General features: G+C 66.1%; 17 protein-coding genes and 1 pseudogene. 3 read left to right on the top strand and 15 right to left on the bottom strand.

What is annotated here, in order from left to right; translation table 11 throughout:
* Positions 1–83: 83 nt before the first annotated feature.
* The gene (locus QO014_RS15305) at positions 84–779 is read left to right on the top strand and encodes a response regulator transcription factor (protein WP_266349587.1); all 696 of its coding nucleotides are present in this window, start codon (positions 84–86) and stop codon (positions 777–779) included.
* A gap of 122 nt (positions 780–901) precedes the next feature.
* Here the strand turns inward: QO014_RS15305 and QO014_RS15300 are convergent, their stop codons facing one another.
* The 3 genes from QO014_RS15300 to QO014_RS15290 all read right to left on the bottom strand — a co-directional run bounded on the left by QO014_RS15300 (position 902) and on the right by QO014_RS15290 (position 3,817).
* Positions 902–1,423 carry a DsbA family protein gene (locus tag QO014_RS15300; protein WP_266349586.1) on the bottom strand — a complete coding sequence of 174 codons (522 nt, stop codon included), beginning with the start codon at positions 1,421–1,423 and terminating at the stop codon, positions 902–904.
* The gene (locus QO014_RS15295; protein WP_266349585.1) at positions 1,420–1,938 is read right to left on the bottom strand and encodes a redoxin domain-containing protein; all 519 of its coding nucleotides are present in this window, start codon (positions 1,936–1,938) and stop codon (positions 1,420–1,422) included. The genes QO014_RS15300 and QO014_RS15295 overlap by 4 nt, the downstream gene beginning before the upstream one ends.
* 220 nt (positions 1,939–2,158) lie before the next feature.
* The gene (locus QO014_RS15290) at positions 2,159–3,817 is read right to left on the bottom strand and encodes a Na+/H+ antiporter (RefSeq protein ID WP_266349584.1); all 1,659 of its coding nucleotides are present in this window, start codon (positions 3,815–3,817) and stop codon (positions 2,159–2,161) included.
* A gap of 170 nt (positions 3,818–3,987) precedes the next feature.
* Here QO014_RS15290 and QO014_RS15285 point away from each other — a divergent pair.
* Both QO014_RS15285 and QO014_RS15280 read left to right on the top strand, forming a co-directional pair.
* Positions 3,988–4,552, top strand: a pseudogene (locus QO014_RS15285) (transposase); the annotation flags it as partial.
* 135 nt (positions 4,553–4,687) lie between these two features.
* Positions 4,688–5,602: a CDP-diacylglycerol diphosphatase gene (locus QO014_RS15280; RefSeq protein ID WP_266349583.1), complete on the top strand. Its 915-nt coding sequence runs from the start codon at positions 4,688–4,690 to the stop codon at positions 5,600–5,602.
* 285 nt (positions 5,603–5,887) lie between these two features.
* Here QO014_RS15280 and QO014_RS15275 read toward each other — a convergent pair whose 3' ends face one another.
* From QO014_RS15275 to QO014_RS15220, 12 genes are all read right to left on the bottom strand, one after another.
* A complete protein-coding gene (locus QO014_RS15275; RefSeq protein ID WP_266349582.1) occupies positions 5,888–6,277 on the bottom strand; it encodes a CrcB family protein in 390 nt (129 codons plus the stop codon).
* 12 nt (positions 6,278–6,289) lie between these two features.
* Positions 6,290–6,676, bottom strand: a complete 387-nt coding sequence (locus QO014_RS15270) for a CrcB family protein (RefSeq protein ID WP_266349581.1) — start codon at positions 6,674–6,676, stop codon at positions 6,290–6,292.
* Between the two features lie 145 nt (positions 6,677–6,821).
* Positions 6,822–7,439, bottom strand: coding sequence for a uracil-DNA glycosylase family protein (locus QO014_RS15265; protein ID WP_266349580.1), 618 nt, complete (start codon positions 7,437–7,439; stop codon positions 6,822–6,824).
* A gap of 307 nt (positions 7,440–7,746) precedes the next feature.
* A complete protein-coding gene (locus QO014_RS15260; protein WP_266349579.1) occupies positions 7,747–9,009 on the bottom strand; it encodes an NAD(P)/FAD-dependent oxidoreductase in 1,263 nt (420 codons plus the stop codon).
* Positions 9,006–9,329, bottom strand: coding sequence for a 2Fe-2S iron-sulfur cluster-binding protein (locus tag QO014_RS15255; protein ID WP_266349578.1), 324 nt, complete (start codon positions 9,327–9,329; stop codon positions 9,006–9,008). The genes QO014_RS15260 and QO014_RS15255 overlap by 4 nt, the downstream gene beginning before the upstream one ends.
* 13 nt (positions 9,330–9,342) lie before the next feature.
* A complete protein-coding gene (locus QO014_RS15250) occupies positions 9,343–10,104 on the bottom strand; it encodes an SDR family NAD(P)-dependent oxidoreductase (RefSeq protein ID WP_266349577.1) in 762 nt (253 codons plus the stop codon).
* A complete protein-coding gene (locus QO014_RS15245) occupies positions 10,101–10,715 on the bottom strand; it encodes an HD domain-containing protein (RefSeq protein WP_266349576.1) in 615 nt (204 codons plus the stop codon). The genes QO014_RS15250 and QO014_RS15245 overlap by 4 nt, the downstream gene beginning before the upstream one ends.
* Positions 10,712–12,157: an aldehyde dehydrogenase family protein gene (locus QO014_RS15240; protein ID WP_266349575.1), complete on the bottom strand. Its 1,446-nt coding sequence runs from the start codon at positions 12,155–12,157 to the stop codon at positions 10,712–10,714. Before QO014_RS15240 ends, QO014_RS15245 begins: the two co-directional genes overlap by 4 nt.
* Positions 12,158–12,173: 16 nt before the next feature.
* Positions 12,174–12,779, bottom strand: coding sequence for an HD domain-containing protein (locus tag QO014_RS15235; protein WP_266349574.1), 606 nt, complete (start codon positions 12,777–12,779; stop codon positions 12,174–12,176).
* 58 nt (positions 12,780–12,837) lie between these two features.
* A complete protein-coding gene (locus QO014_RS15230; protein WP_266349573.1) occupies positions 12,838–14,646 on the bottom strand; it encodes a PEP-utilizing enzyme in 1,809 nt (602 codons plus the stop codon).
* Positions 14,647–14,680: 34 nt separating this feature from the next.
* Positions 14,681–15,784, bottom strand: coding sequence for a PEP/pyruvate-binding domain-containing protein (locus tag QO014_RS15225; RefSeq protein ID WP_266349572.1), 1,104 nt, complete (start codon positions 15,782–15,784; stop codon positions 14,681–14,683).
* Between the two features lie 69 nt (positions 15,785–15,853).
* Positions 15,854–17,140 carry a cytochrome P450 gene (locus tag QO014_RS15220; protein ID WP_266349571.1) on the bottom strand — a complete coding sequence of 429 codons (1,287 nt, stop codon included), beginning with the start codon at positions 17,138–17,140 and terminating at the stop codon, positions 15,854–15,856.
* Positions 17,141–17,215 lie beyond the last annotated feature (75 nt).

Below are 17,215 nucleotides of genomic sequence, written 5' to 3'. Positions count from 1 at the left end.
CTGACGCAAGGAGATCTCCGGCTGACATGGCGATGCAAGGGTCACCCGTTCAAATCCCAAATCCCGAACCGCAGGCAGCGCATGTGTTGCTTGTCGAGGATGACATCGAGCTTCGCGAAGGCCTCGCAGAAAACCTGCGTCTGAACGGCCTGACCGTGCATGAAGCCGCAACCGGCTCCGAATTCCGCACGGCCATCGCCATGAGTGAAGTTGATGTTGCAATCATCGACATCAACCTGCCCGACGCAAGTGGCTTCGAGCTGGCGCATGATATTGGCGGCCAGGATGATCGTCCCGGGATCATCATCCTGACGGCGCGCGCAGGGCGCCAGGATCGCCTGCGGGGATATACCGAGGGCGCCGATCTCTATCTGACCAAGCCGGTCGACAATGGCGAGCTCGTGCTGGCCGTTCGCAATCTGGCCAAGCGGGTCATCCAGTCCCGCGCGCACCGTCCGCGGCCCGGCCCGGAGGGATTGACCTGGCGGCTGGACGTTGCCCGCAAGTTGCTGATTTCGCCGGATGACAAGCTCCTCGTCCTGACCGGCAAGGAGGTCATGTTGCTGGAGATGTTCGAGAAGGCGAAGGAAAAGCCGCTTTCGCGATCCTATCTCGCCTCGGTCATGGGCTACGGCGCGCCCGGCCCGAACCACCGGGGGCTGGATGCCGCGCTGCGACGCCTCAAGGACAAGGCCAGCAAGGCCCAGATAGACCTTCCGTTCCTGGTCGTTCACACCATCGGCGTTCGCTTCGTCGGCAATCTGAAGAAGATCGTTTAGCGCCGGGCATCGAGTACAGCTCGGTCTGGCGACACCGGAACGGGCGTGCCGCCATCCGATGTCGTCGAAGATATTGGAAAAAGCGGGCTGTCCCGCCGTGCCGCCAGCCAGAATCGGCCTGGCTACCGCGCCGCGTCGTTCAGGGCATCGACCATGCTCTGCACGTCGCGCTCGCCATCATAGCGCCGGCCGTTGATGAAGAAAGTCGGCGTACCGTTCACGCCGCTGCGCAGTCCGCCCCTGAAATCCCGACGGATCCGGTCATCCTGCTCGCCGCCAAAGGCCGCAACCACCGCCGAGCGATCGAGGCCGATCTTGGCGCCATAGGAAATCAGCGAGGCGTCATCGAGCGCATCCTGGTGCTGGTAGAGCAGATCATGCGCTTCCCAGAACCGTCCGATCCGGGCGGCCGCTTCGGCGAACTCGGCCGCGTGGCCGGCATGGGGGTGGGATTCGGTGATGGGGAAGTTCCGGAACACGAACCGGAGCCGATCGCCCATCGCGCGCTGGACCGCCTTCACGACCGGATAGGCCGCGCCGCAATAGGGGCATTCATAGTCCCCATATTCGACCAGCGTGACCGGTGCGTCCGCGGGGCCCTCTGCATGATCGTCGGCGCTGACGGCGGGTGTGAGCGTTGTCATGGGTGAACTCCAGTTTCCTGAGGGGCCTCAACCAGCGTGTCGAGGGCGTTGAGGATGCCGTCCGCGCCGGGATTGAGCCCGACGGGCGACACAAAGCTCCAGTGGATCAGGCCCGAAGCGTCGATGACGAACAGCGCCCGTTCCGACGTGCCTTCATGGACGCGATAGACGCCATAGCGGCGCGCGACCTCGCCCTTCGGCTCGAAATCGGCAAGGAGGGGGAAATGCAGATGGCGCTGCTCGGCAAAGGCTGCATGGCACCAGACGCCATCGGTCGAGATGCCGACGAGTTGCGCGCCATAGCGCCGAAACTCCGGCAGGACCTCGTTGTAGAGGCTCATCTGGTCGCCGCAGACCGGGCTCCAGTCCGCCGGAAAGAAGGCGAGAATAACCGGATGACCCTTGAGGTCGGAGAGCGACAGCTGCTGATCGGGTGTCGACGGCAGTGTGAAATCGGGAGCCGGCTGGCCCGGCTGAAGCGCGCTTGGCGGCGCTGCGGCGGGTTCTGCGCTCATGATAGCCTCTCAGGACAGGGCCGCACCGCCATCAGGCGCCGTTGCGGCAAGGAATGGGTCATTGTGGTCTCCGTCCAACAGGGGTGGAATGGTGCGGCGACGGCGCGCCGTCGCCATCTCTTGGCCTGGCCGAAGGGTAGAGCCCTACGCGCGGCCGCCCTATCCAACATTGGGTCAGCGCGATCATACGTGCGTATCTGGCCGAGGCGGCGCGCCATCCTCAGACCGCCTCGGACGCCGCGTCATAGGATGTCTCTGCGAGGTCGGTCTCGCGCAGCATCCTCTTCGCCAGGCTGTCGGAGATCTGGCTCTGCCGCGCCATGCCGATGATCGCCGCGCGCTCCGCCTTGATCGCCAGCAGGCGGAGGGACTGCTCGTGTTGCAGCGCCTCCCGAATGTCGATCGTGGCGCCGTCCGCGTCGACGGTGGTCTCGGGCCGCAACTGCGTGATCCGCCGCTGATATTGCTCCGCGATGCCAGCCGCAGCCGCGAGGAACCCTTCCGGCTGCTTGGTATTCTGGCCTCTCGCCTTGGCGAGCGCTGCAAGGGCCGCCTGCGCCGACTGGATGCGGGCCGCGCTCTCCTCGCGACCGTCGGGCGCGGCTGCAGGCAGGCGGAGCCCCCGCAGGAGGACAGGCAAAGTCAGATTGGCAAAGACCAGCGAGGCGATGATGACGCCTGCCGCAATGGAGATCACCAGATCGCGCGCGGGAAATGGCGAGCCATCCGGCAGGACCAGCGGCAGGCTCAGCGCTCCGGCAAGCGTTATGGCGCCGCGCACGCCCGCCGTCGACATGGCCGCGACGAAGCGCCAGTTCGGATCCAGCCTCCGTTTGCCCGGCTGGCTCTGTCGGGCGAGCCAGATCGCGCCGGTCACCCAGACCCAGACGAAGCGCAGCGCCGCGAGCGCGAGGGTGACGCTGGCTATGTAGAAGCCGAGCCAGCCGACGCCACGATGTCCGTCTTCCGTCATGCTGGCGCTGAGATGCGTGAGGATGCCCGGCAATTGTTCGCCGAGCAGCAGGAAGATGACGCCGTTCAGGGTAAATTGCAGTGTTTCCCACACGGATCGGCGGCTCACGCGGGTGACGGGCAGCACGATGCCACCGATCTCGAGCTTGCTCATCACGATGCCCGCAGTGACCGCGGCCAGAACGGCCGAGCAACCGAGCTGATCGGCGATCAGATAGGCGCCATAGGGCGTCAGCAGGCTGATCAGGATCTGCGACGGGGTCTCTTCGCCGAGCCGGGAGGCCATCCAGGATTTGGTGCGCGAAACGAGCACGGTCGAAGCGGCGCCGATGGCGACACCACAAATGGCGGTCCAGGCGAGCGTGCCGACCGAATCCCAGAGGGAGAAGGCGCCGGTCAAGGTGGCCGATGTCGCCAGTTTCAGGCAGACGAGGCCGGAGGCGTCATTGAAGAGAGCCTCCCCCTCCAGAATGCGCAGCATGCGCTGCGGGACCTTGATGTTCGCCATCATGGCGCCGGCCGCCACGACATCGGTCGGCGAGAGCACCGCGGCCAGCGCGAAGCAGACCGAAAGCGGCATTGGCGGGATGAGGAGATGCAGCAGCAGCCCGACGCCGAGCACGGTAAAGAAGACGAGGCCGAAGGCGAGCGAGAGCACGGTCGCGGCGCTCTTCTTCAAGTCCTCGGTGGGGATGCGCCAGCCATCGAGGAAAAGCAGCGGCGGCAGGAACAGGACGAAGAAGAGTTCCGGCTCCAGCTGCAGGCTGAGACCGGTCTTCAGGCCGATCAGCGCGCCGATGGCGATCTGGATGATGGGCAGCGCGAGCCGGCCACGGAGCGCCTGCGCGCACCAATGCGTCACGACCACTCCGAGAAGGAGGACAAGGATGGCCTCGAGCTTGATCATGCTGGAACCCTTGACGCGTCGCCAAGCGAACTAAGGCCGGCAGCGTTCCAGGTCTTTCGGGATGCCACGCCGGGCGCGCCCTGCCGAGGAGACAAAGCCGGCGCTCTCAGGAGGTGAGTACGGAGCGGAGACCGAGCACGACCGCATTCGAAAGCAGCGGCTGTTCGGCATCGAGGATGCGGGAGCGCGAACAGGGCACTCCGCGCCCGAAGGCCTGGGCGGGGACCGGCGCTCGATCGTATCGAGGCTCATCACGAGCTCGTCCTCGAGGCGCTGGGACCGGACCGCGACGCCACCATCGAGCGGTTCGGGCACGCCTGGCGGCGAAGGGCCTCGTCTTGGGCTACGGCACGATCCAGCGCTTCTTCGCCCGGCACGCCGTCACCCGCAAAAAAGACCGCGCACGCCAGCGAGCAGGTCCGGCCCGACGTGCTGAAGCGTCGCGAGGCGTGGTTCGAGGGTCAACTGGACCAGGATCCGGAGAAGCTCGTCTTCATCGATGAAACATGGGCTACCGCCAACATGCCGCGCCGGCATGGTCGCTGCCGGCGCGGCGAACGGCTCCGTGTCGGTGTCCCCCATGGTCACTGGAAAACCACGACCTTCGTCGGCGCACTCACGCTGCGGGGCTTCATCGCTCCGTGGGTTCTGGACGGCGCCATCAACCGGACGGCCTTCGAGACCTACGTTTCCAAGGTCCTCGTCCCGGAACTCAAGGCCGGCGACGTTGTCGTATTTCGAATATTGAATGAAATATATATAATAATCGACTTCATAGTATAGAATTGAAATGGTATCGGACGACGTGTTCCCGTTTCGCTGCCGAAAGCCGGCCCGGTAGCCGAAGCCGTGGCATCTGGATGGACGATCATGAGTTATATCCTGGGCAGGCCGTTTCGCGCGGCGGCGCGCGCGCTGCTTGCCTTGGTATGCTTCTGTCTGGCCCTCGGCATGGTCCCGGCAACGTCCGGTGCGCGTGAGCCGGCGACGCGCGCCTGCCCGTTCGGCCCCGATCAGGCCGAGCACTGGATTTCGCCGCCCGAGGCCAACAATAACGACAAGGCGGCGGCTCAGTGCCGTTCCTGCGCCGATCCGGTCAATGCGTCCGCCCGGACCTGCGCCGTCTACCGGTTTCTGTGGTCCCAGGCCTGCGCGGCCGGCCGCTGCGCCGACCGCCAAGGGGAGTTCGTGCGCCACGACGAGGGCGGCCAGAGCTTCTTCTTGCAGTACGACACGCGTCATCGTGATTCGGCGCGCTATCCGTTTGCGCGCGGCGAGAACTGCCGCTTCCTGCTCTGGGCGATCGAACCGGTTGCCGGAATCGAAGATGTCGCCGGCTATGCCGGACAGAACTATTGGCGCGACGCCTATTTCGCCTCTCAGAATTTCGTCGTGCCAGCCTTTCCGAAGAACGATCTTGCCTTCGCGATCCAGCCGGCGACGACACGCGGGCAGCATCAGTTTCACATCCATATCGGCACGCTGAAGCCGGCCTACAGGGTCGCACTGGCCCATCTCGCGCGCGATGCCGCGAATGCTCGTATCAACGGCTATGATTTTCACGTGCATTTCGTCGCTGTCCCAGCGGGAGCGAATCCCTTCGCCGGGATCGATGTGTCGGCGATCGTCCGCAGCATGCTGCCGCAGGGCAGTGCCGATCTCCCGCTCCATGGCGTGGTGGCGGCGGTGACCGACGATGGGCGGGGATTATGGCTCCTCGCCGCCGAGCGGTTCGATCGCATCGAACTCAACTACCGCCAACCGGCGGCCTGTCACTTGCGATGATACGATGCCGTGCTCGATTGCCTGCGCCGCTCGGAATCAACAACGATCGGTTCACGCGCGATCCGATTCGTCAAATACGGGGACTGAACATCCGGCGTGACGGCAAGGCCGGGCTTGCGCTGCGACTGCACTGTTCGGCTAGGCCCGTATCCCCCTGACCAGCATTGATCGCATATTGCGCCTCGGCGTTGACGCGGACATGCCAGCGCCCGCGATCGATTTCGCCTGCTGAGACCACATCCCTTCGCCATTATTATGCCGGCAAAATAATATGTCTGGTCCCGGTCATGGCCTCGCTGAGCCGGCGCCGCCCATGCGCAATCCTAGCGTGATCGCGACATAGCCAAGCGCGACACTGACCAGCAGATAGAGGATGGCGACCAGCGCGCTCTGCACCGAGGCGCCGATCAGGACGACCGCGCCATAGACGAAGCTCGAGAAGGTCGAGAGCCCGCCCATGATGCCGGTGCCGACCAGGGTGTTGACGCTGTCGGTGACGATCTTCCGCGCATGGAAAGCGGCGGTCAGCCCGAGCAGGAATGTCGCGGCGATGTTGGCGACGAGGATGTCGAGCGGAAAGCCGTCGGCGACCGGCGGAACGCCGATCATCAGGAATTCTCGGATCAGGGCGCCCATCGCGCCACCGACAAAGACCAGGATGATGGTGTTGATCATGTCCTTCTCCGCTCAGCCGGAGACATGGGCGAGTGCCGCCCCGAGCGCAGCCGCGGCGAGCCCCGCGCCGATCGAAATGACGAGGTAGGAGACCGCGCGCCCGGGTGCTTGTCGTGTCAGCGTGGCGGCATCGAGTTGCATGGTGCTGAAGGTGGTGTAGCCGCCGAGCCCGCCCGTGAGCAGCCCGGCCATGACGGCGGTGCTGTATCGGTCGCGCCAATCGACGCCGAGCCGGACCGACAGATAGCCGATCACGAATGCGCCCGAGACATTGATGAGGAGCGTCGAGACCGGCAGATCGCCATGATAGCGCTCGCCGACCATTCGCCCGACCCACCATCGCAGCAGCGATCCGAGTCCACCGCCGAGACAGACCCATGCCAGGTCGAGAGGAGTCATGGCTCAGCCTCTTGCTCGAGCACCATCAATGCGCGGCGCACGCGTCCGAGGACAAGCTAGTCCGTCGCCCCTTCCTTTGGATTTCCCATGCGCACGTTCGCGCGGCAGGTTCCGAGCGATCGCAAGCCCGGGCCTGATTTCGCCTTCACGCCAGGGCGGATCGAACGGCAAGGCGCAACGCGGGCAGCACCTCCGCCCCGAACCATGGATTGCGTGCCGCCCAATGACGCGATCGCCAGGATGGATGCGGCAGCGGAAAGATGCCGGCAGGCTGGCCCCGGAAATTCCGTACCCGCTCGGTCATCGTGCCGCGCCCGAGCGCGTAGTCCTGGGCATAGGTGCCGACGAGCAGGGTCAATCGGAGGTTCGGCAGATGGGCAAGCAACGCCTCCCGCCAGAGGGGCGCGCATTCCGGACGCGGCGGCGCGTCGCCGCCGCCTGGCGCCCGTCCGGGATAGCAGAACGCCATCGGCACGATCGCGATCAGGCTCGCATCGTAGAATTCGTCCGGGGATACCCCCATCCATTCGCGCAGATGATCGCCCGAAGCATCGGCGAACGGAATGCCGCTCTCATGCACTTTCGTGCCCGGCGCCTGACCGGCGATCAGGATGCGCGCAGTCTCCGAAATCTGGAGTACGGGCCGGGGCCCAAGCGGCAGAAGATCGGCGCAGGCACGGCAGGCGCGGACGTCGAGCAGCAGGGAATCGAGCGTTTTCACGCGCTGCAGATAGAACATCGGCGTCGATTTTGCGACCCGCATCCCGTCGCGTCGCACGCGCGCCGGAGGATCGGGGCGCGGGAGGGCACGGGGCGCGCTGCTGCCCGGGATGCCGCCGGAACGCGATCTCCTTTGGCATCGAGGCTTCCCCGGGGGGATAGGGCCAGCCTCGGAGTTATCCACGCCCGTCGCGGGGAGGAAGGAGCTCTACGGGCATGAATGGCGGACGATCGCATCAAATGGCGGTCATCCCGGGCACCCAATGATAATGGCCCACGCGACCCCGCCGATCTTTCGACATTGCACTGAAATGGCCTGCGGGCTGAGCCCTCCATGCGACCGGCCGGCCTTAGGCGCCCGCAATGACGGGCGCGGCGCGCTCCGCCAGGGCCGCCTCGGCCAGCGCCCGCAGATCCACCGACAGGTCGCGCACGGCGGCGGGCGGCGGCGAGAATCCGGCGGCCAGCATCTTGCGGCCAAGCATGTGGTCGGCCGCCCGGTTGATGGAATCGATCGCGAGCAGCCGCCCGGCGCGATAATGGAAGACCGAGAAGCTGCCCGCGCCGCTCTCGCCACGCACGACATGCTCGTCGGCGTCGAAGGAGAGGCCGACCATCTGCAATTTGGCGTCGCCCTGATCCGACCAGAACCACGGCACGGCGCGATAATCCGCCGGCATGCCGAGCAGGCTCTTGGCGACGGCGCGCGCCTGATCGGTCGCGTTCTGGACCGATTCGAGCCGCAGGACCCGAGCGGCCATCCAGTGCTCATAGCTTGCGACATCGCCGATGGCGAAGATGTCCGGATGGCTCGTGCGGAACGAACGATCGACGACGATGCCGTTTGCGCAGGCGATACCGGCTGCCTCGGCGAGCTCCTGGTTAGGCAAGACGCCGATGCCCACCACCACCACCTGCGCCGCTATGCGCTCGCCATTCGCCGTCACGACATGGCTGACGCGCCCCTGGTCGCCTTCAAGGCCGCGCAATGTCGTGGCGGTCAGGAGACGAACGCCGGCAGCGACCGCGCTAGCAGCGAGATGCTCGGAGATCTGCGGCGCGACGGCACGACCCAGGATGCGCGGCGCGGCCTCGATCACCGTCACCTTTCGTCCGAGCGCCGCGAAGGTCGCCGCCAGTTCCATGCCGATAAAGCCGCCGCCGATGACGACGACATCCTCCGCGCCCACCGTCGCCGCGCGCAGCATCAGGCCGTCGGCGCGGTTTCTGAGCGCCACCACCCCGCCGAGATCGATGCCCGGAAGGGCAGGCAGGCGCGGCCGCGCGCCCGTCGCCAGCACGAGCCGGTCATAGGCGATGGTCGAGCCATCATCCAGCGCTACCCGATGCTCGGCCGGACCGATCGCCGCCACGCGCCGGCCGAGCATCAGTTCCACCCGGTTCTTGACGTAGAATTCCTCCGGCCGCAGCAATTGGAGCTCGGCCTCGCCACCCTTCAGGAAGGCCTTGGACAGAGGCGGCTTGTGATAGGGCAGATCCGTCTCGTCGCCGATCAGCGCGATCGCACCCGCATAACCATCCTGGCGCAGGCTGGCGGCGAGCTGCGTGCCCGCATGCCCGGTTCCGACGATGACGATCCGCTCGATGCTCATCCGGCGATCTCCACGACGTGCAGGACGAGGCCGTCCAGCTCGGGCACAAGCTTGATCTGGCAGCAGAGACGGCTGCCCTCTGGCACGTCGGTGAGAATGCTCTCCAGCATCTCCTGCTCGATATCGTCGCGCGGCGGCAGGCGGCCGATATCCTGCGGCGCCACCTCGACATGGCAGGTCGCGCACATGCAGGAGCCGCCGCATTCGCCGATAATGCCCTCGACGCCGGCCCGTGTCGCGGCCTGCATGCCGCTCTCGCCCGGCTTCGCGACCACTTCCCGCGCCGCTCCATCCGGCTGGATGAACGTGATTGTCGTCATGGTGCGCCCTCGTTCAGAGAAACTGCCGGCCGCCATCGACCACGAGGGTCTGGCCGGTGATGAAGCTCGCATGCGCCGAGGCGAAGAAGAGCGCGGCGCCGACCATGTCGTCGGAGAGCGCCGCACGCTTGAGCGCGCCGCGCATGACGCCATATTGCTCGGCATCCTCCACCAGGCCGAGGCTCGCCTCGGTCAGCGTGAAGCCCGGAGCGATGGCGTTGACGGTGATGCGGTCATCGCCGAGCTCGCGGGCGAGCGCCCGGGTCATGGCGATGACGCCGCCCTTCGAAGTGACGTAATGCAGCCATTGCGGCGAGCCGCTCATCACCGTCGCGGAGGAGACATTGATGATCGCCCCCTGCCCGCGCCCGCGCATCGAGGCCGCGACGCCCTTGGTGCAGAGCCAGACGCCCTTCAGATTGACCGCAATGACGCGGTCCCACTCGCCCTCCTCGATCTCGTCGAAGGGGCGGCGGCTCAGGCCGGCATAGATCGCGGCGTTGTTGACCAGCACATCGATGCCTTCGCCATAGGCCTCGGCGGCCTCGACCATGGCGGCGACGGACTCCTGCCGCGTAACGTCGACGACGCAGCCGAGCGCCGAACCGCCATCCGCCTCGATCCGCGCCGCCGTCTCCTCAGCGCCGGCCTTGTTGACGTCGGCGGCGACGACCCGCGCGCCGGCCTTGGCGAAGGCCTCGGCGAAGGCGCGGCCGAGGCCACCCGCCGCACCGGTCACCACCACCGTCTTGTCGTTCAGTTCGAGGCTCGTCATGTCGCGCTGACCTCTCCGAGGGCCTGATCCAGATGCGCCGCCGCATGGGCCTGCGCCAGCAGCGCCTCGGCCATGGTCCGGCCCGCGCTCGTGCAGAATTTCGGCAGCACGAAGCTTTCCAGCATCGCGACGGTTTCCTGCGCCGGCGTATCGAACCACCCGCCAATGGTGGCGACGCCATGGGCCGTGAAGCGCCAGAGCTTGTCGGCGTCCTTCATCAGCGCATCCTCGATCGAATGCGGCTCGGCGCGGGTGTCGTGGCCGTCGATGATGGCGAGTACCGGCTCGACCGGGATCGTGGGATCGCCGACGGTTGCGAGGATGTCGCGCGCAATGGCGACGCCGGCGATCTCGTGCTCGCGCTGCAACTCGGGATATAGCGGCGACGGCCCGACCGCGGCGGCGAGCTTTTCCGCCGGCATCAGCTTCCAGCCGGTATCGTGCAGCACGATCGCCGGCAGCACGATCGCGCCATCGGCCTCGGGATGGACACGCAGCAGCGCGATGCCCAGCCGATAGGAATAGAGCGTGTGCGCATCGTTCGAGCGCACATCGAGATAAGGCCGGGCGAGGTTCCAGAGCGGGGTGTCGCGCGGGAGAAGCAGGCTCATGCGAGCGCTCCGCGATAAGAGAGATAGGTCGTCTTGTATTCGAGATAGGCCTCGACGCCGTAATGCCCCTTCTCGCGGCCGACGCCGCTTTCCTTCATGCCGCCGAACGGCACGTCGTGGCGCGAGCGATGGATGTCATTGATCCAGATCGAGCCCGCCTCGATCTCCTCGGCCATGGTCAGCGCCACGCCGATATCGCCGCTGAAGACGAAGCCGGCGAGGCCATAGCGCGTCTCGTTGGCACGCTCGACCGCCTCGACATCACTGTCGAAGGGCATGACGCCGATGACCGGCCCGAAGGTCTCCTCGGTCATCACCTTCATGCTGTGATCGGCATCGGCGATGACGGTCGCCGGCAGGAAGAAGCCCTTGTCGTAGGGATCGCCCGAAAGCCGGCCGCCGCCGGTCAGGATCCGCGCGCCCCTCGCCCGCGCATCGGCGATCTGCGCGGCGCTGTTGGCATAGATCTTCTCGTTGACCAGCGGCCCCATCGAGACATCGCCGGCGAGGCCGTCGCCGATCGTCAGCGCCGAAGCATGCGCCGCCAGTCCCTCCAGCAAGGCTTCGTAGATGCTGCGATGGGCATAGACGCGATTGACGCGGTAGCAGAACTGGCCGGAATTGGCGAAGGCGTGATTGACGATCGCCCGTGCCGCGACGCCGAGATCCGCGTCGGCCCGCACGATGGCCGGGCATTGTCCGCCCAGTTCCAGCGTCACGCGCTTCATGGTCTGCGCCGCCAGCGCTGCGATCTTCTTGCCGGCCTCGGTCCCGCCAGTAAAGGCGACCTTGCGCGGCACGGGATGCGCGATCAGCGCCGAGCCGATCTCGCTGCCCCGGCCGGTGACCACATTGAAGACCCCCTTGGGCAGGCCCGCCGCGTGCAGGACGCTCGCGAGCTTCAACGTCGAAAGCGGCGTGTCGTCGGCCGGCTTCGCGACCATCGTGCAGCCGGCGATCAGCGCGGCGCCGAGTTTGAACACCAGCAGGTTGATCGGATAGTTGAAGGGCGTGATGGCGACCACGACGCCGACCGGCTCCCGCGTCACGAACACCTTTTCGCCCGGCAGCGCCGACTGGCGCATCTCGCCGGTGAGACGCAGCCCCTCCTCGGCATAGACATCGAGCAGATCAGCGGCGCGGCGCACTTCCTGCAGCGCGCCCTTGAGCGGGCGGCCGAGTTCGAGCGACAGCAGACGCGCGATCTCCTCGCTCGCCTCACGCATCGCCGCCGCGGCGCGATGCTGCAGCCGCGCGCGCTCCTCGACCGGAACACGCTTCCAGCTCGCAAAGGCGGTGGCGGCGGCGCGAATGGCGCGGTCGGCGTCCTCCGCCGTCCCCCAGGGCACGGTGTCGATGACGGCGCCGGTGGCGGGGTTGGTAATGGCGCGGGTCGCGCCGGTCGCGGTGGCGCTCCACGCCCCGTCGATGAACATGTCCATCACAGTTCTCGCTTGGTCAGAGCAGGTGCAGCTTCAGGATCCGCCGGGTGGCGCTGAGTTCCGCCTCCGCCATGGCGCGACCCGCATCGGTCTCCATCAACAGCGCGACATCGCGCTCGAGCCGATCGGCATATTGATGCGGCGTCATCTTGAACCAGTCGCAGGCGACCGAGACGCCGGTGACGGTGAAGCGCCAGAGCTTGTCGGAATCGCGCACGATGCGATCGTTGAGCGAGCGCGGCTCGCGCCGCGTATCATGGCCGTCGATGATCGTGCCGACCGCCGCGATCGTCGCCTCGGGCCAGCCGAGCGCCTCGAGGATCTCGCGCGAGAGGCGCACGCCCTCGGCCTCGTGCAGAAAGCGGACGTCGGATTCCATCATGTTGGGCCCGAAGCCCTTGGTGAAGATCTCCTCGGCATCGATCGACCACCAGCCGATATCGTGCAGCAGGATCGCGAGCAGCACGATGTCGCGGTCGGCATCGGGATGATGCTGGAGCAGCTTCTCGGCGAAGCCATAGGACAGCGGCACATGCACGTCGTTCTTGCGGGCGCGCATATAGGTTTCCGAAGCGCGCCAGACCGCATCGTAGCGTGTCTCGTCGATGTGGGTGTTCAACATGGTCCGTTGCCCTGGATGATGCGGGCGGCGAGGCGATGCACGCCGCCCGCAAAGCCGATCATAAGAGAAGGGTGACTTCGCCCGTCGTGCCGTCCACGCGCAGCATCTGGCCGTTCTGGATCCGCGAGCTGGCATTGCCGGTCCCGGTCACGGCCGGCAGGCCATATTCGCGGCAGACGATCGCGGCGTGCGACATCATCCCGCCGACATCGGTCACGATGGCGCGGATCCGCCCGAAGACCGGAGCCCAGCTCGGCGCCGTGACGGGCGCGACCAGGATCTCGCCATCCTCGATCTCGTCGAGCTGAGAGGCGGAGCGAATGACGCGCGCCTTGCCCTCGACCCGCCCCGGCGAGGCCGCCATGCCGGTGAAGCGCCCGGTCGTGTCGTCATCGCCGAGCCAGGCATTGATCCGGTCGGTCGTGATGCCCCAGAGCATGATGGTGAACGGCTCGGTGATCACGGCCGGCGGCTCGTTCAGCGCCGGTTCCGGCGGCTGCGTCGCCAGCGCCGCCATGATCGCGGCACGCCGCTCGATCTCCTCGGGCCAGTAGTCAGGCCCCGCCGCCTTCGCGCCGACGGCCCAGCCATTGCCATAGTCGAAGAGAACGTCGCGTATCTCCTGCCGCGTCAGGTAGAAGATGTCGTTCGGGTTCTTCCAGAAGCCGGCCTCGTGCAGGATCTGGCCGAGCTCGCGCATCTTCCGCCAGAACACGCTCATCGACCAATGTTCGATGTAGAAATTGTGGTTCTCGACATAGGGGAAGACGGTGCGCGCCAGGCCGAGCTTGCCCTCGAAGGCGGCGCGCGCCTCATCGTCGAGCAGTTCGGCATATTCGGCCGTGATCCGCTCGCGCTCGGCGGCGATCGCCGCGATCGGACGCTCGATCGTCTCGCCGCGCTTCACCCGCACGATGTAGTCGCGGATATAGCCGAGCGGCAGGTCGAGATGGTCGATCCAGTACTTGTCGTCGGAATAGAAGCCATTGCCCGAGGTGAAGTTGAACCAGGGGTCCTGAGCGTCCTTCCAGGCCTTGAGCCAGACATCGCCCTTCGGCGTCTGCCCGACGGCGGCCAACGCCTCCTCGACCGTTCCGCTCGCCAGCGCCGTATCGACGCCCAGTTCAACGGCGAGACGGGCGAGCTTCTTCAGTTCGTCATCCGGCCGAAACAGGTCCACTTCCACGCCCTGAACCATCTTGGCGATGGCCTGGTCGGGGATGCTGGGAAACTGCCCCTTCAGGAAGCCGAAGAAGTCGAGATAGGCGGCGTAGCCGAGATTGAGGAACTCGAAGTGATACTGCCAGGTCTTGTAGAGAAGCTGGATCAGGCGATCATAGCTCTCATTGAGAGCATAGGTGTTGTCGAGACCGATGCCGTCCTTGATCCATTCGAGCGGCACGGCTTCCGGCAGCGCTTCGAAGTGGATCGCCTCCATATCCGCGATGTTGGCGCGAACCTTCTTGTCCCAGTTCTGGAGCAGGGCGTCCCAATTGTTGAAATAATGGCCGGCGCGCTCGATGAATTGCGGCACGCGGGCCGCGATCAGCTCCGGCGCGACCGCGACCGGGCTCATATAGCAATAGCCGTTATGGATGCGGTATTCGACGCCATTGGCCGGCGGCACCATGTAATGGCGCGTATTGTACTGGCCGAGGCACTTGACCGCGAACTCCACCGTGATGGCGTCGAACGGCTTGAACGGGCTCGGCCAATGCTGCGCGTCGCAGAACCAGAACTTGGCGTCCTCTTCGCTGCGCAGCTTGTCCTTGAAGGTCAGATAGTAGGGATAGAGGCCCTTCCAGTCCTCTGCGCCCTTGGGGGGCGGCAGATCATAGGGGCTGGGAAAGCGGGCGTGCTTCGTCATGGGTTCTCCTCCTGCGGGATTGATCCCGTCTGGTTCATTGCTTGGTCTGGACCGGCGAAAGCAGCGTGCCGAGGACGCCTTCTATGCCCGTCACGTAGCCGGTCTTCGGCCGCGACGCGGCCTTGCGGCTCCAGACCGTCTCGGGACGGCTCTGCAGCGCGACGACGTTCTCGCCCTCGGGCAGATCGCGGTCGATCGCCCATTCAACGTCCTGCGGACAGCCCATCTGCTTTTCGAGCGCCTTGGCGAGGCGGGCAACCGCGACGATCTCCGCATCGGAGAGTGATGAGAGCGAGCGACGCTCGGCCTCAATCACCCGCTCGACCGTGCAGCGGGCCGCCCGGTCGACGACGAGCTCGAAATCCTTGTGGGCGACATTGCGCTTGGCGATGGCGAGCAGGACCTTGTCGAGCACGAAATTGTCGGGCGTGATGTCACCCGAAACGACCGGCTCGCCGAGCCCGAAGGCCGCATCGATCACGATGCGCGAGCGGTCGCCCGTCACCGGATCGAGCGTCATGGCGACACCGGCGGAGCGGGCATCGACCATCTTCTGCACGGCGACGCTCATCAACACGCCGACATCGCCGAGCCCGTTCTTGGCGCGATAGGCGATTGCCCGCGCATTGAAGAGGCTGGCCCAGCAGGCACGGACGCGATCGATCACGGCATCCGCGCCGACGACCCAGAGATAGGTGTCCTGCTGGCCGGCAAAGCTCGCATCCGGCAGGTCTTCCGCCGTGGCAGAGGAGCGCACCGCCACCGGCAGATCGCCGCCAAAGCGGGCCGAGAGTGCGCCATAGGCGGCGCGGATCGCCTGCTCGACCGGCTCCGGCACAGGACGCGCGGTGATGGCGGCGCGGATCGCATCGGACTTGCGGGCCTGGTCGGCGACATCGTCGATATCGAGCGCGGCCATCAGGGCCGCGATCTCGTCGCCGAGGCCATCGGCGCGCAGCATGTCGGCATAGGCATCGGTCGCGACGGAGAAACCCGCGGGCACGGCGACGCCTGCCGCCGTCATGCGGGCGAGGCTCGCGCCCTTGCCGCCCATGCGATCGAAATCAGCCGCGACGGCGCCGTCGAACGGAATGATGTAGCTGGTCCCGGATAGATTCCGGGTATCGAATGCGGACATCAGATGAAACTCCTCCGGTGGGGTCGGAAAGCCCTGCGGCCTCGTCGGCCTGCTGGACCCGCGGCATCCTCAGGACGCGGGTCGATCCCATGACGCGAGCACGGCGGTCGGCACGCGGAACGAGATGTTGCGGACGAAGGCCATTTCCTGCGGCTTCAGCCGCAGATTGGGCAGCCGTCGCGCCAGGGCCTCCAGCGCTATGCCCGTCTCGAGCTTGGCCAGTTGGAAGCCGAGGCAGAAATGAATGCCGTAGCCGAACGAGATGTGATTGCGCGCATTGGTCCGACGAATGTCGAACACCTCGCCATTGGCGAAGACATCCTCGTCGCGATTGCCCGAGCCCATGACGAGCAGGAGATTGGACCCTTCCGGGATCGGCACGCCACCCACCGTCGCGTCGGCCTTGGCGCGGCGCCGCCAGGCGACGATGGACGGGCTGAACCGCAGCACCTCCTCGATCGCATTGGCGATCAACGCCGGATTGTCGCGCAGATCCGCCCATGACGAGCCATGGCCGAGCAATTCGCGGATCGCATTGCTGATCAGCGTCGTCGTGGTCTCATGCCCGGCAAAGAGCAGGCTGTAGCAGATCGAGGCGATCTCATGGTCCGAGATCGGGGCGCCGTCGGTCTGCAACGCGATCAGGTCGCTGGGCAGATCGTCCTCGGGCGTCTGGTGCTTGCGGGCGACCAGAGCCTGACAATAATCCCAGTAGCGCACCATGTTGTGGGCATGCGGCACCTGCTCGGCCGGCGAGAGATTGCCCCATGTCAGCAGCGCACGGCTGACCGCCCAGTCCTTGACCATGCGCACATCGCTGTCCGGCACGCCGAGCAGGCGGAACAGCACCAGCGCCGGCACGTCATAGGCGAAGCTCGCGAGCAGGTCCGCCTCGCCGCGATCGGCGAAGCCGTCGATCGCACGCTCCACAATGGCGCGGATCTGCGGCTCGATCGACTTGAAGCGCTTCGGCCCGAAGCAGCCCTGGACGATCTTGCGGATACGGGTGTGATCCGGCGGGATGCGGGCGGAGAGGCCGGAATAGGCGGTGAAGCCGCCCTCCTTCATCACCTGCTTCGCCTCGTCGGCGATCGGGCGCAGCGGCGCCTGGGCGTTTTCGGACGAGAAGGTCTGCCAATCGTCGAAGACGGCTTTGATGTCGGCATAGCGCATGACGACGTAGCAGCCGAGATCTTCGGAGTAGAACACCGGCTCGTCGCGGCGGGCCTCGGCATAGAATGGAAACGGATCCGTCAGATCGAACGGATCGAATGCATCGCCTGCGACATCCGCATGGCCGGCGGCGACACCATGAACAGGACAGCCGCGCGCTGGCGCGGCAAAGCTTGAGCTCATGACTTCCTCCCTCAGCGCTCCGGCCTCATGGCCTTTCGGCCCCGGATCGCTTCCTCGATCACCAATCTAGGGATC

This window comes from Kaistia dalseonensis (assembly GCF_030814715.1).
GTDB lineage: Bacteria > Pseudomonadota > Alphaproteobacteria > Rhizobiales > Kaistiaceae > Kaistia > Kaistia dalseonensis.
Note: the sequence above shows the minus strand (reverse complement) of the source record. Positions and strands in the feature narration are given on the sequence as shown.